Source organism: Moorena sp. SIOASIH, assembly GCF_010671925.1.
GTDB lineage: Bacteria > Cyanobacteriota > Cyanobacteriia > Cyanobacteriales > Coleofasciculaceae > Moorena.
In genome coordinates this window covers 493,429-507,787 of record NZ_JAAHIH010000001.1, presented here as the reverse complement: position 1 = coordinate 507,787, position 14,359 = coordinate 493,429, and the positions used below count along the sequence as shown (strand labels likewise).

Genomic DNA, 14,359 nt, shown 5'->3' with positions numbered 1-14,359 from the left:
ACTTTAGAAATGTAAGCATTCAGCTATCAGCCCTCAGCTATCAGCCAAAGGCCTGTGGCCAACGGCTGACCCCTAACTACTGTTCCCTTAGCGTGCGCGTAGGGCATATGCTTAGATGGGATTTTTCTGACACTTTCAACTCTGATTCATCTCGAACTATTAAATTCTCCTGAGGTTTATTTTAAGCATTAGGCTGACAGCTGACAGCTGACGGCTGAATGCTTACTTAGAAATAGTACACTCTACGGTATTGATACACTGATTTAATTCAAAGAAGCAGGTTCTACAATCAGGGTAATGTTATCAATCCCAGTTACTTCAACAATATCCCCAGGGTTGAGAGTGATGGCTTGTGGACATTTAGCATTCCAGTAGCTGGCTCGGAAGTGTACACGTCCGCTTTGATTGGGTTGTATGGCCACTTTAACAGTAGCTTCTCCTTGCCAACGGTTAAGGGTTTGGCTAGGGGAGGTTTGGGCTTGATGACACCGAAATAGTTTAAACATGGTTAGTTATCTATCAATACAGCAATTCTACTTAGATCTGCTTAATCTTGAGATAGTCATGTATAGCGTTTCCTAGTAAGCGTGAGGTACATCTAAATTTTCTTCCTTAACCAATAACGAAAGTACCTAACCCGATTGAGAACTGCTATATAAACTTATCAGTGACTTTGGAGAGATTTATGAGTAATTTTAAAATAAAGGCAATGGAAAGGTTAAAATAAGTGTGGTGAAGCGTACAAAATTATATACTTGAGTGGAGGTAGGTATAATCAGCATATTCGGGAAACCATGACAGATTATATCCGAATTAAGGCAAAAATCCGGAAAATAGGGATAATTGTTAATTGTTAATTAATGAACATCCAAGACTGATGAGTAGTCAACCGAACTCGATATTATCTATTCCTGTCCACTGGTGGAAATGTGTCAGTCTTAAAGCGAATCTTAACCTGACCAATAATTTCTTTACTCATAGTCACCCCATCAAATGAACTCTCATTCACTGGCTTAACGGTGAGTTTATTGTGACTAGCACCAGCAGAAACACCCCATCCCGCGACCGCACGACCTCTGATGTAAGGGTTGGTTTGTTGACGCTGATACTGGTTTTTTCCTGTTGTTTGTTCCTCAGTAGCAGTCACATTGAAGGTGAGCTTCGAGAGAATTTCCCCATCAGTTACTACAATCCGTGCCATTCCTTCCCGTGCTATTGCCCGCAGATGCTCTATCATATTAGTTGCTAGTAACTCACCAATTTTCGAGCGAATATCTTGGACTTGGCTAGTGAAGAATCTCTCCTGATTCTCTTGGATGGTAAGTATCAGAGGATTGGTCAGATTGATGGTTTCAGCTTCTAGAGCTTGAGCGACCTGCCTTAAGAGGTGATTGGCTGGCTTTTCTTGAGTACCAGTGTTGGGGTCAGCAGGGATAGTTTTAAAGGTATAGTTGGGACGCACAACTGTTCCCCCCTGACCATCAGGGTAGCGTTGGGCAAGATGGTCAGTAATTTGGGCATCAGAGACATTCTCAGCCTGGAACTGAGCCAGAGTTTTAGCGAGATTGGCTACAAGTTCGCGATAGGCTTCCATCTGCTTGATAGTTGCACCAATGATAGCGTCGAAAGTACTGTTGATCAGCCCAGCAGTAAACTCAGTAAAGCCTAGCTCTTGAACCTGCTTTGCCCCACTGATACCACACTCAACTGCACTATTATTAGTATTAATATTCATTGGGCTAACACCTGTTGCCAGTGGGCTTTGACACTGAGGGTGTTCAGCAGCTATTTCCTTAAGGGTATCTCCCATCACCGTAGCAACCTTTTCCCGCACTAATTGCAGTTCTTGGTTACTTTGAACCTGCACTAAGGCTTGATCCACTACGTCATTAACCAAGGTATTCACACCATGCTCAATCGCTACCTCTGTTGGCATACTTTGATCAATAGTTGACCCAGTTGACCCATCTTCTCCAGGCATTTTTACGAGAATCGGCGACCTTGGGTTTTGATTGATCAAGTCTGTGCTTTCCATCATCTAAAGTTGGCTTGAATAATTATAATTATTGGGTATTGGTTAATTGTTACATTAAAAGTGTAGTAAAGGGAACAGGGAATAGGGAACAGGGAACAGGGAGCAGGGAACAAAAATTATCACAATTAATTGAGGATTGCTATGTTAATTAAAAAGTATTAATTATTACTTAAATTTTAAGTAATAATTAACATTATAATAATTGATTAACCGGAATTCAGAGCAGGTTTGATGCTGTTTGATTAGGAAAGGAAAAGGGCAATCATACAAGAATGACAAGGGCAAACTTGCCATAAAAAATGATATCCTTTTCCAGGGATGCCCTTTGCCCTTTGCCTTGAATTCTTTACCTTGAATTCCTTAATCAGTAATGTTTACCTCAACCCATCCACTTGTGGTGGAGAGCATGATCACCAGCGGGGACAAAAACATCAAGGCGGTCAGGTCCCCAAGATGCTGCTGCTAGCCCAGCAATGCTGTAACCACCTAGGTTTTTCCAATTTTTCCAGGCAGAACCATCCCAGGAACGGCAATAGACCTTGCCCATGGAGCCAATCACGAAACAATCGAGCTGGTTGACTCCCCTGGACACAGCAGCTATACCATATTGACAGTAGCCTCCCAGTTTTTCCCATGGACTCCAAATGGAACCATTCCAGGTCTTGTAGTATAGAGCGCGATCGCGACCAATGGTAAAGATAGCGATATGGTTTGGACCCCAAGACACTGCTGCGGGTGCAGAAATAGAGTAGCCTCCTAAGTTTTCCCAGCCGCGCCAAGCCGAGCCATCCCACCACTTGTGGTAGACGGCGTGGTCAGTACCAATGACAAAAGTGTCAAGCCGGTTAGGTCCCCAGGAAGCAGCCGCTGGAGCATACAAGCAGTAGCCCTCTAGATTTTCCCAACCGCGCCAAGCCGAGCCATCCCACCACTTGCGGTACAGGGCATTATTGCTACCAACCACAAAGGTGTCAATGCGGTTATTTCCCCAAGAAACCGCTGCGGGTGCAGAAATAATGTAACCCCCTAAGTTTTCCCAGCCGCGCCAAGCCGAGCCATCCCACCACTTGTGATACATAGCGTGGTCAGTACCAATCACAAAGGTGTCAATGCGGTTAGGTCCCCAGGAAGCAGCCGCTGGACTATATAGGCCATAGCCGCCTAAATTTTCCCAGTCACTCCATGTACCGCCACTGGGGCGAGGGCGAGGGCGAGGGGGGGGAGTTTTGATTTTGTCAAAAGCTACCTTGGGCTGAATAATGCCAGCACCGGAATGCTGATCCCATCCCTGAGAACCAATATTTTTAGCAGTACTCTCCAGGAGTTTCTTAACCTCCTCCTGAGTTAGGCTCGGCTTGGCTTGCTTGAGCAAGGCTACTACTCCAGCAGCAATGGGTGTGGCAGCGGAGGTACCGTTATCACAGGGGAAGTAACCCCGGAAGTGGGTGATGGAACAGAAGTCAGGCTTTTGGGGGGACAAAGCCGCTGGTCCTTGGCTGCTATAGCCGACAAACTGTTCATTCTTGTTAACTGCACCCACTGTCATCACTAGGGGATGACCATTTGCGCCCCAAATACTTTTACCAGGACCGAAATCTGAGGCACAACGACCATCAGGACAGGTTCCACCACAGTTACCAGCGGCAAACAGAACTAGAATTCCTTGATTGATGGCTTCCACAACTTTGCGGGTGAAGGGATGGTTTGGATTTCTGGCATAAGTCTTATCCCACTGTTCCTGGTAAATTCCCCAGCTATTGGTGAGAATGTGAGGTGTGCCGTCAATTTTATGCTGCTTGATTGCCCAATTGAAGGCAGCCAGGCCGTTAGAGATGGCATTCCCTACTAGTGGAAAGTCATAGAGTTTGGCTTCTGGAGCCATACCCAACACATCTGTAGCGCACATATTGCCATGTTCGCCCCAGCTGCGAGCTTGAGTCCCCCATTCCACGCTGCGGTGGTAGCCGCCAATGACATTGGGAATCCGCTTGGAGGGTTCTCCGGGACGCACAGGACGACCAGCTGCTGTAATCCCACCATCAACAACACCAACAACAATCCCTTGACCTTTATAACCAGCAGCGTGAATTTGATCAACCCCAAGATACTTGGCTACGTCAGCCATAGTTCCCTTAGCCACACCAGGCCTACAGTCACAAGAACCAATAGGACAGCTACCAAACCCTGCCATTGGTTCTACCATCGGATACTCTTGCTGTAGGGTGGTAGTACTGAAGGGTTCGATCGGGGTGTCTGGCCAGACTTTGATTACATTAGGTTGGGCTTCCAGGGCGGCGATTTGGTTTTGAGCAACTTTGCCCTTGACAACGATTACCTCTTCATTAGATGCTTGAAGTTGCATGGCCAGTTCCGGTGTCTCAGGATTCATCGATACTGGCTCGTAGTCATAATCGATTTGGAAGCTAGGAACCCTGAAACTTCCTGCCATGTATAAAAACACGTTAGCCCCTTGACCCTTAGGTGCTCGCATTTCTACCAGCACATTCTCCATAGGACTATCTGGGGCAGATGAACTCATTGGCACTGTTGTGGGTATATTTCCTTGACTGGATACAGCATTCATATCAAAAGATGACATCTGGTCATCAGCCATTTCCCCTAGGGACATGCCATTGGTAGTTGCTCCACCATTGGTCATACCTGGAACCATTGGTTCTTGACTTTCTGTGTTTTCCATTGTGCTAATTCCTGATTATGTTTTATAATTGGCTCGATAGAGAGGAGTCTGTCTTAGCTTTTGTTTCAGGATCCGGTTGATGTGAGTGTTTCTGAGCAATACAGTCAACTACCCATTGACCCTGAGGAATTCCAGATTTTTTCTCAAAGTTTTTTTAAAGGTGATATACTTCCGTTATAGCTCAGCTGCATTGCTGCACTAGCTGCTGTGAAGAGCAATGGCTTAGTCAAGACACCTGGATCTTGTCCGATGGCTAAGCAGAGCACATCTAGATGGTAGGGTGGGGTAGTTCAGGATTTTGTAGTAAAATATAGGATATAAGGCTTAGGGCTAGCAAATTTAACTTAAAATTAATTTAAACAGGGGCATTCAAGGTCAAGGAGAAACTTGAGAATAGGGAACTTGGGAACAGAAAGGATTCCCCGTTTACCCTTTACCGTTGCTTCCGATCACAGGAGAGCCTTGTCCTGGGTTAAGTGAATAACTGCCTGAGCTATAAATAAATTGAAAGGGATTCCTTTTCGTTAAACTCATCAACTCATGTCATGCAACAAGAAGCGGCAGCTGCTAAACCAATTCGTTCACTAGAAGATGCAATCGACAAGTGTCAGACCCTGGGTATGCGTCTGAGTCGTCAACGTCGCTTCATTCTAGAACTGTTATGGGAAGCTAAAGACCATCTGTCAGCGCGAGACATTTATGACCGATTGAATCAACAAGGAAAAGTTATTGGTCATACTTCTGTTTACCAGAATTTAGATGCCCTATCCAGTCAAGGTATTATTGAATGTATTGAGCGCTCGGATGGACGTTTGTACGGCAATATCAGCGATACTCATAGCCATGTCAATTGCCTGGATACAAACCAGATTCTTGATGTTTATGTAGAACTACCGGAAGACTTGCTCAAGCAAATTGAGGAACAAACTGGTGTAAAGATTACGGAATATCGGATTGATTTTTATGGTTACCGTCAGCAGCCATCACCTAACTCCCCGTCGGGTGGTTTGAGGGAGTAGGGAGTAGGGAGTAGGGAGTAGGGAGTAGGGAGTAGGGAGTAGGGGTTGCGAAAATTGACTTTACCTCAGTGATCAAAATGTCATTTTAGTTACCGAAACAACGGACTTTTGTTAGGGTTTGCCGATAACGCAACTAATCAATCAAAGAATGAATCAAAATATTACGGTTGAATGGGGAAATTGAAAATTGAAGTAAATCCACAGTTGTTAATTAAGAACTAGGCAGATGGTGGAGTATTTTGTTCAGCACTGATCTACTGACCCGCTGACCTACTGACCCATTGAGCTACTGACCGACTCATTACGATGGATATTTACCAATCTACCATTCGTCCAATTCTCTTTTCTGGGTTGAAGACAGATCCAGAATGGTTACACAATAGAACTCTAGCGCTATTGAGCTGGCTGTCATCGAATCAGGAATCTACTCTAGGTCACTGGGTTAAGGGTCAATTACAGCAAAGGTTTTGCCTAAATGATGCTCGCCTCGAACAAACTCTCTGGGGAGTAAACTTCCCCAACCCTATGGGTTTAGCAGCAGGATTTGATAAAGATGGTGTGGCTGCTGGAATTTGGGGAAGCTTAGGGTTTGGCTTTGCTGAACTCGGTACTGTAACCTTTCATGGTCAACCGGGAAATCCTCGTCCTCGTCTATTTCGCTTGGTAGAAGACAAAGCTGCTCTGAATCGGATGGGATTTAATAATCTTGGGGCTACAGCAATGGCTGCTCGATTAGAACAGTTGAAGGTTAACAGGTTACAGGTACAACCACCGTTGAAGGTTAACAGGTTACAGGTACAACCACCGTTGAAGGTTAACAGGTTGCAGGTTACAGGTTTAGAAAAGAACCTACCCTTGTCGAACCCCAAGGGCGAACAACCTACCGGAAGGGAAAACCGGATCCAAGCTTCAGGTTTAACTATTCCGATTGGCATTAATCTAGGTAAATCTAAAGTAACACCCCTAGCAGAAGCAGCAGATGACTATCGGTCGAGTTTTGGCCTGTTGAGGGAATTGGGGGATTACTTTGTGGTCAATGTGAGTTCACCAAATACACCAGGATTGCGATCGCTTCAGGATGCCAGTCAACTTAGTCTGATCTTAGATGCTCTGCAACAGCAAAACCTTTCCCAAAAGCCGATTCTGGTCAAGATTGCCCCGGATTTAGAGTGGAATGCGATCGCAGATGTGCTTGAGCTTGCCCAAACCTATGGGTTAGCTGGGATTATTGCCACTAACACTACCATCCGTCGGGATCTGCTGAAAACACAACGGATTGCGGCAACGGGCAAACCGGTAACGGAAGAAGCTGGGGGGATTAGTGGAGCTCCTTTGCGTCAACGTTCTACAGATGTAATTCGGTTTATCTGGCAGGAAACTCAAGGAACCTTACCGATTATAGGGGTTGGAGGGATTTTTACGGCGGAGGATGCTTGGGAGAAGATTACTGCAGGTGCTAGTCTAATTCAGGTTTACACAGGTTGGATTTATAACGGTCCATGGATGGTAAGGCAGATTCTGCAAGGGCTGTTGCAGAAGTTGGAGGAAAGAGGCATCAGTTCAATTTCTGAGGCAGTTGGTTCTGGGTCTGGTTGAAGGTGGTGTAGTTGAAGGTTTAAGGTTTAAGGTTTAAGGTTTAAGGTTGTTCGCGTAGCGTGGCCTTTTGGCCAAGGTTGTCTGTCAGAATGCAAAATCTAGAAGGCCGAATTTAGAAGGCCGAATGTATAATTCTACATTCTTAATTCTACATTCTACATTCTTAATTCTTAATTCTTAATTCTTAATTCTTAATTCTTAATTCTTAATTCTTAATTCTTAATTCTTAATTCTTAATTCTTAATTCTTAATTCTTAATTCTTAATTCTTAATTCTTAATTCTTAATTCTACATTCTTAATTCTACATTCTTAATTCTACATTCTACATTCTACATTCTTAATTCTACATTCTTAATTCTTAATTCTACATTCTACATTCTTAATTCTTAATTCTTAATTCTTAATTCTTAATTCTTAATTCTTAATTCTTAATTCAAAAATTCAGATTAGCAATTCTGAGCGCAGGATAGTAACAGCTTGTCCACTCAGAAAAACGCGATCGCTACCGGTATAGTTTACCTTGACTACACCACCCCGAGAGGAGGCTTGGTAGGCTAAGAACTCATCTTTACTATTGCGTTCGCGCCAGAAGGGAGCGAGACAACAATGGGCAGAACCTGTAACTGGGTCTTCATCAATTCCCAATCTGGGGGCAAAGAATCGGGAAACAAAGTCGTATTCTGAATCACTGTCAGCCCAACTAGTCACAATTACCGCAGACAGAGGTAAAGTTGTCATCAGTTGAAAATTGGGCTGCATCTGCTTGACTAACTCTTCCGACTCTACCTCGACCAAATAGCCTAGGGAATTTTTCCCAACCCACTTGATGGGTACACCTAAGGTTTGGCTGAGTTGTTCTGGAGTACTGATAACTTCTGAGGGATTCACCGGGAAATCTAGTTGAATCCACTCACCCTGGCGCTGAGCCATCAGCAATCCACTCTTGGTATAGAACCGAATCATTTGATCAGGAGACACATGTCCCTCTGACCAGAGAACATGAGCACTAGCTAGGGTGGCGTGACCGCATAAGGGGACTTCCACTGTTGGTGTAAACCAACGCAAATTGAAACCATCGTCTTGCTTGAGTAGAAATGCGGTTTCAGATAAATTCATCTCTTGGGCTACGTTTTGCATCCAGCTGCCATCTTGGGCAGTTGGTAAAACACAGATAGCAGCAGGATTTCCTGTAAAGGGTTTACTGGTGAAAGCGTCTACTTGAATAATGGTTTGTCCCATAATCAGGCAAAAGGTTAAATCAAGTTTAGTTAATTACTTTTCAAATGGTTGATTGTGTTAATTTGAAATTGTTAAGTGTCACTTAATCATTAACCATTTAAAATTAACAATTAACTATACCAATCCGTGTAGGAATTGTGAGAATTTTTGTTCCCTTTTCCCTACTCCCGTCTTGATGCAATAGCGAGTGGGGGAAACCACGGCAGTCGCTCATGGGGGGGACCCCCAAGACCGCGCTGCCTTCCCAAGACAGCGCTGCATCGCTACTCCCTACTCCCTACTCCCTGTTCCCTGTTCCCTGTTCACTTTGGTATAACAATTAACATGCCAGCAATTTTACGAAGATGTTATCTCAAATTGAACCTGTCTCCGGCGGGAGAGTAGAATTGTAAACGTCCAACACCTAAATATAAACCTTGACATCTCCCCCGGTTGAAACACGGGGGATTCTACAATGTTGCTACAAGGCAGGTTGAAACCGTGCCTTTTCGCTTCTTGTTCGATATGATCTTTTCAGAGACTTGAAAATGTCATATCGGTGTGGAAGTGTCAATGCTTCCCTACCCAGCTTGGTCAGATTAATCTCTAACTGTCTGGCTACTTTTCTGGCAATATTGGCAGAGCCATTACAATCTGCATTAACCAGGTGACCAATTGATGTCTTGTACATTCCACGTCTGACTCTCTTACCTGACGGTGTCCATCCTGCGGGTTTTTCACCATGTTTTGGGAGGCTGTCGTCATCTAAGTAAGACGCAATGCTTGTATAAGACTCTTCAGTGATTGTTAGTTTAATGCCATACTCGGGGCAAAGTTGTTCGAGTCTGTTGATTAATCTTTTGGTTGGGATAGCTACAAAGTTCTGGTTACCCCGCTTCCCCATATTTGATGAATCTTTTTGGCGCTCATTCCAACCAATAATTAGATTTCCAATCCGATCAATAAGACATCGGTTTATAATAAACCTGGCTGCCTTGTTGATCGCATCTCGCATCTGATTGTTACGCTTTCGTTGTACCCGATCTAGATTAGAGTCCCAGTATAAATCTGGTTTTCCAGTTTTATACTTGCCGACTAATCTGGCGTAACCCTGATTCATAGACTTAAGTTTTCGACCATCAATGATCAGACTTTTTCCACGAGTTGAAACCCCAGTTAGCCAGTTTGTTCCACCATGATCAAAACTCCAGGCTTGATTGTAGTCAAGGTTGCGATTATTGGATATTGGCTCTTTGTTGTCATCAATTACCCAATCAATCCATAGCTCACCCAGGTAAGGGCGTATTGTTACCTCTTTAACCCAATCCGAGTCAATGAAATCAGGGATTTGTAGTGTTATCTCAGTCAGGAGATGAGCCTTGGTTTCACGACTGATTGACGGATCAAACCAACCATCTTTGTAATTAAGTGCTTGACGAGGAAAAGTTACTGCTGCTAATCCTCCTTTCTTACGATATCTGATTAATTTTGGTCTGTTTCCCTTCCCTTTATAATAAAGGTTAACTAACTTGTTATAACTGTTGACTGACTCAGCTACTGTTTTTAGTGTTTGTTGCGCTGACTGTGCAGCCATTGCTTTGTAATTTAGGCTTTCCTTGAGAGCTTTGCAAAGCTCTGGATAAGTCATGTTACAATTGTATATTTTCCAACCGTAACGTAATTCATCACCACGCCAATAAGTGGTAAATGCATCCTCTAGCTGCTCAAGCCTACTGTAATGAGCTTGTCTGGTGTAATAAATTGCTGAGTTGATCAAGCTATTGGCTTGTTCACATTGAAAAATCCAAAACGCTTTTTCTTCGTCAGTAAATGATGCTCTGACTGGGATTGTTCTGTACAAATTATTATCACCTCCTATTTTCTATTATACAAGAGAGATGACGGTTTAAAACCCGCCGCGTCGCGTTTCATCCTGGAGACGAAACCAATGACAGGCTCGCCAATGAGCGTCAAAGACGAAACCAATGACAGACTCGCCTTTATAAGCGACAGTCTGTGAGTCATAAGTTTAAGTTATATGAAATAAGGCGAACGAAGTTACCGTAGAAGAGGGTAGCCTTATTACAAAGACTTGAAACTTTTCTGCATAACCTACCGACGCTTATTGGCTACCCTCTTCAAGGGGCGCGTCTCGACCCTGTCTTACGGTAACTTCCGAGGCAGGTTATGGGTAAAAGGTTTAAGTTAATTGAATAAGGCGAGCCTGTCTTACGGTCAAACCCTCCTTAAAAGGCAGGGGCTCTCACGCTCCCGTTCTCTTTTGTGTAGGGAGTAAGATCCCGAAGCTAGCAAAGGTGGGGAAGAATTGCACAATGCACAATGGCACAATCAAGTATTTAAAGTCAAACTAGTATTTATTATCTCTCCATCTCCCTAATCTTCCGATCTCCTCCTGGAATACATGCTATGTCTGTTTTGTCAAGCCCTCAATTCTATCCACCTAGGCTCAATCCCCTATTAACCCGCCTCTGTCAAAGCTTTTCTGATCTACTCGCCGATAATTTTTATCAACTGAAGTTAGTGGTTGAGTCTACGGACCTAGAGAAACTGGCTCGGTTGGAAGAGGAACGGGTGGTTTATCTCCCGAATCATCCTACCCTTGATGATGGGATAGTTCTGTTTCTGTTATCAACTCGGTTAGGGCAACTCTTTCACTATGTTGTGGCTTACGAGAGTTTCCGGGGATGGAGCGAAAAATTTCTGCCCCTGATCGGAGCCTACTCGATTAGACGGGGTTTAGGCGATCGCGCCAGCATTGCCCAAACCCTAAAGTTACTGAAGCAACCGAGTTGTGATTTGGTGATTTTCCCCGAAGGCGGCTGCTCTTATCAAAATGATACGGTTATGCCCTTCCGAACGGGAGCTATTCAACTGCCTCTACAGGCAATGAACCAAATGGTCAAACAGGGTGAACCTGTTCCTAATCTCTATTTAGTACCGGTAAGTCTGAAGTACCACTACACTGATTCCATGAAGCCAGTGATTGATCAGACCCTGTCCCGTCTAGAGAAGGCGTTCAACATTAATGCGATCGCACCAAACTTCTATGGGCGTTTACGGGCTGTGGCTGAGCAAGTAATTCTTCGCTTAGAGACTGAATACGACCTTAATCTAGACCAAACCACTCAGATGGATTGGAACCAACGGATTAACCAGCTCAAAACTCATCTGTTGAGTGAGTGTGAACAGAAGCTAGAGATCACACCGGCAACCATGACACCAATCCGAGAACGAGTGTATAAAATTCAGTCAGTCTTAAAATCCCGTGCTCAAGAGTTAGAACAATTTGATGAAACGACTTATGAATCAATTTACCAAGCTACTGTCCGCCTACTGAACTTCGATGCAATTTACGATGGTTATGTTGCGGCCTCCCCTACCCCAGAGCGTTTTTTGGATACCCTGACTCGACTAGAGCGGGAAGTGTTTAAGTTTGATCGACCTTTGCCGAAAGGACACCGGAAAGCCATGCTCCGCATTGGAGACCCCATAAACCTCAAAGAGTATTTTGAGTCCTACAGACAAAACCGAGCAGGTACAGTGGAGATGTTGACCCAACAACTACAACAGACAGTTCAAGACAATTTATCGTAAGCATATGCTTACGTCAACTGGATTTGAGATTAGTCCTGACAATTAATTTAAAATTTGTTTGCAAAAATACTTTTGTTTGCAAAAATACTTCACACTTTTTCCAAAAACAATTGGTTAAGCTAAGAGCAGGATAGAAAGTAGAGGAAATTTTATGAACGCTGTTTTTGGCGTGGATTCACAGCAAAGCCGCTGGCGAACCATTGCCATGTTTGCTTTAGGGTTTTGGCTGAGTAGCAGTTTGGTTATAGACTTTGTGATCATGCCATGCCTGTCTACAGCTGGCATGATGAGTCAAGCTAGTTTTGCTACAGCTGGCTATTCAATATTCTGGACTTTTAATCGTGTTGAGCTTTTGTGTGGCGCTTTAATATTAGCCAGCCTCCTAGTGCTGCGTGGTAGTTCTAATCTTTATCATTACGTCAGACGCTGGTCTATTTTATTATCCCTGGTCATGCTAGGGATCGCAATCATTTATACCTACATCATGACACCCCAGATGAGCGCCATGGCTCTACAACTGAATCTTCTAGAGCCAGTGAGTGGCATGCCAGCAGGAATGGTGCAAATGCATGAAGGGTACTGGCTGCTAGAAGCAATCAAATTAATGGCAGGGACTACACTACTTAGCTGGTGCTATCAAGACTATCGTAGATTGGTCTGTTCGTGACCTGCTTCCACACTCCCTTTAACCCCAGGGCTAATTCATGCTCGTGGATCTTGTGGATGTCATTGTCAGGTTAATCAGGTGAAAGGGAGGTGGGGTGGTGGTGGATCAATCCTCCACCGTTCCTTCTGAAGGCCACAATAGCCGTAATGCCATCAGAGCAAAGCCAATGGCTGCGATCGCTTTAAGTAGACGAGTAGGCAATAGATGAGCCACCCCTCCCCCAGCTACTACACCCAGAAAGCTAGCAAGTATCAGTGCCGCTATAGTTCCAAAAAACACAGTACGGGGGGAATTGAGACTACCACTGAGTGCGATCGCAGCCAATTGGCTTTTGTCTCCAATTTCAGCTAAAAATACCGTTAGGAAACTTAGTCCTAGTAATTGCCAATCCATCGTCTAACCTTAAAGCGTCTAACCTTCAACCTTGAACCTCCAACCTTCAACCTTCAACCTTCAACCTTCAACCTTCAACCTTCAACCTTCAACCTTCTAACTAATTAACTAATTCAGTTTAATTGCGTCCCACAGAAGCATAACTGATATCAACAGTAAAAGTGTTCCGGCAGCAGTATCCATCATCTCAGGGGAGAAGCGCTTAGCGAGCCAATGACCAATAAGTACACCTAGCAAACTAGTAGATATCAGTGCTGCGGCAGCACCAACAAACACAATTAATGGAGACTGGGATTCGGCACTGATTAGTAGTGTTGCCAGTTGGGTCTTGTCGCCCATCTCCGCTAGAAAGATGGTTAGGAAGGTTGAACTAAAGATTCCCCATACAGCCATCTGGTTTGCTTTTACTGGCTGACTCTGGTCAGATTGAGTCACTGGAAAACTGCTCAAGATATAGGTACTCTATACAATTTACCAAAATTTGCATAACTTTACATAACTAATGAGGCTGTGATCGCTCTGAAAATGTAAATTCTTAAAACAACTTGAGATTTTTCTCCCCGAAAATTCTTATGATTGCTTTGGTAAGCATTCAGCTGTCAGCTGTCAGCCGTCAGCCGTAACTCAGATTAAACGTTCGCGTAGCGTGGCCTCTGGCCAAGGCCAAAGCTTACCTATTTTATTCAAAAGCTGATTGCTGATTGCTGATTGCTGATTGCTTAGTTGCTTTGATTGCTGATCAATTCATCAATATGGGAGAAACTGCATTGATTAACTCAATTTTCTTAGCTGCTGTGGAAACCTCTGTTCCGGTGACCCCAGAGTGGAGTCCCACAGTGGGGATAGTAATGATTTTGTGTAATCTGTTTGCGATTACTGTTGGTCGCTTTGCCATCAAAAACCCCGGTCAAGGCCCAGCTTTACCCGGTGCCTCTGGACTGTTTGCCAATTTTGGTATCCCTGAACTCTTGGCAACTACTAGCCTCGGTCACATCCTAGGGGCTGGTGTCATCTTAGGTCTAGCCACTAGTGGTGTTTTGTAAGGTCTTAAAAAGGACTTAGCTTCAGGGGAAGAGAGGGGAGAGGGGGCAGTAGGAGAAGCCCCAATTAGTCAAAA

13 protein-coding genes are annotated in these 14,359 nt (G+C 44.2%); 6 read left to right on the top strand and 7 right to left on the bottom strand.

The features are described 5' to 3' along the window. Nucleotides 1-263: 263 nt before the first annotated feature. The 3 genes from F6J90_RS02285 to F6J90_RS02275 form a co-directional block, all read right to left on the bottom strand. Nucleotides 264-506, bottom strand: a complete 243-nt coding sequence (locus tag F6J90_RS02285; protein WP_293090909.1) for an NfeD family protein — start codon at nucleotides 504-506, stop codon at nucleotides 264-266. 395 nt (nucleotides 507-901) lie between these two features. After that, the gene (locus F6J90_RS02280) at nucleotides 902-2,038 is read right to left on the bottom strand and encodes a hypothetical protein (protein WP_293090908.1); all 1,137 of its coding nucleotides are present in this window, start codon (nucleotides 2,036-2,038) and stop codon (nucleotides 902-904) included. 376 nt (nucleotides 2,039-2,414) lie between these two features. Further along, entirely contained in the window at nucleotides 2,415-4,733 is a 2,319-nt protein-coding gene (locus tag F6J90_RS02275; protein WP_293090907.1) for a S8 family serine peptidase, read from the bottom strand. A gap of 545 nt (nucleotides 4,734-5,278) precedes the next feature. Here F6J90_RS02275 and F6J90_RS02270 point away from each other — a divergent pair. Together F6J90_RS02270 and F6J90_RS02265 are read left to right on the top strand one after the other, a co-directional pair. Beyond that, nucleotides 5,279-5,752 carry a Fur family transcriptional regulator gene (locus tag F6J90_RS02270; RefSeq protein ID WP_293090906.1) on the top strand — a complete coding sequence of 158 codons (474 nt, stop codon included), beginning with the start codon at nucleotides 5,279-5,281 and terminating at the stop codon, nucleotides 5,750-5,752. A gap of 306 nt (nucleotides 5,753-6,058) precedes the next feature. Further along, entirely contained in the window at nucleotides 6,059-7,348 is a 1,290-nt protein-coding gene (locus F6J90_RS02265; protein WP_293090905.1) for a quinone-dependent dihydroorotate dehydrogenase, read from the top strand. A 442-nt stretch (nucleotides 7,349-7,790) separates the two neighbouring features. Here F6J90_RS02265 and F6J90_RS02260 read toward each other — a convergent pair whose 3' ends face one another. After that, a complete protein-coding gene (locus F6J90_RS02260; protein ID WP_293090904.1) occupies nucleotides 7,791-8,588 on the bottom strand; it encodes a PhzF family phenazine biosynthesis protein in 798 nt (265 codons plus the stop codon). Between the two features lie 187 nt (nucleotides 8,589-8,775). Here F6J90_RS02260 and F6J90_RS02255 point away from each other — a divergent pair, with 187 nt between their 5' ends. Then, nucleotides 8,776-8,904 carry a hypothetical protein gene (locus tag F6J90_RS02255; protein WP_293090903.1) on the top strand — a complete coding sequence of 43 codons (129 nt, stop codon included), beginning with the start codon at nucleotides 8,776-8,778 and terminating at the stop codon, nucleotides 8,902-8,904. Between the two features lie 144 nt (nucleotides 8,905-9,048). Here the strand turns inward: F6J90_RS02255 and F6J90_RS02250 are convergent, their stop codons facing one another. Continuing rightward, entirely contained in the window at nucleotides 9,049-10,428 is a 1,380-nt protein-coding gene (locus tag F6J90_RS02250) for a transposase (protein ID WP_293090902.1), read from the bottom strand. A gap of 566 nt (nucleotides 10,429-10,994) precedes the next feature. Here F6J90_RS02250 and F6J90_RS02245 point away from each other — a divergent pair. Together F6J90_RS02245 and F6J90_RS02240 are read left to right on the top strand one after the other, a co-directional pair. Then, the gene (locus tag F6J90_RS02245) at nucleotides 10,995-12,182 is read left to right on the top strand and encodes a 1-acyl-sn-glycerol-3-phosphate acyltransferase (RefSeq protein ID WP_293090901.1); all 1,188 of its coding nucleotides are present in this window, start codon (nucleotides 10,995-10,997) and stop codon (nucleotides 12,180-12,182) included. A 151-nt stretch (nucleotides 12,183-12,333) separates the two neighbouring features. Next, nucleotides 12,334-12,849 (top strand): DUF4149 domain-containing protein, encoded by a 516-nt coding sequence (locus tag F6J90_RS02240; RefSeq protein WP_293090900.1) that lies wholly within the window; start codon nucleotides 12,334-12,336, stop codon nucleotides 12,847-12,849. 105 nt (nucleotides 12,850-12,954) lie between these two features. On the opposite strand, the gene F6J90_RS02235 is transcribed toward F6J90_RS02240, so the two are convergent. Continuing rightward, complete coding sequence (locus tag F6J90_RS02235; RefSeq protein WP_071107531.1) at nucleotides 12,955-13,242, bottom strand: TMEM165/GDT1 family protein; 288 nt, start codon at nucleotides 13,240-13,242, stop codon at nucleotides 12,955-12,957. A gap of 108 nt (nucleotides 13,243-13,350) precedes the next feature. Next, complete coding sequence (locus F6J90_RS02230; RefSeq protein WP_293090899.1) at nucleotides 13,351-13,677, bottom strand: TMEM165/GDT1 family protein; 327 nt, start codon at nucleotides 13,675-13,677, stop codon at nucleotides 13,351-13,353. A 317-nt stretch (nucleotides 13,678-13,994) separates the two neighbouring features. On the opposite strand from F6J90_RS02230, the gene psaK reads away from it, so the two are divergent. Next, complete coding sequence (gene psaK, locus F6J90_RS02225) at nucleotides 13,995-14,285, top strand: photosystem I reaction center subunit PsaK (protein WP_293023653.1); 291 nt, start codon at nucleotides 13,995-13,997, stop codon at nucleotides 14,283-14,285. Nucleotides 14,286-14,359: the final 74 nt, after the last annotated feature.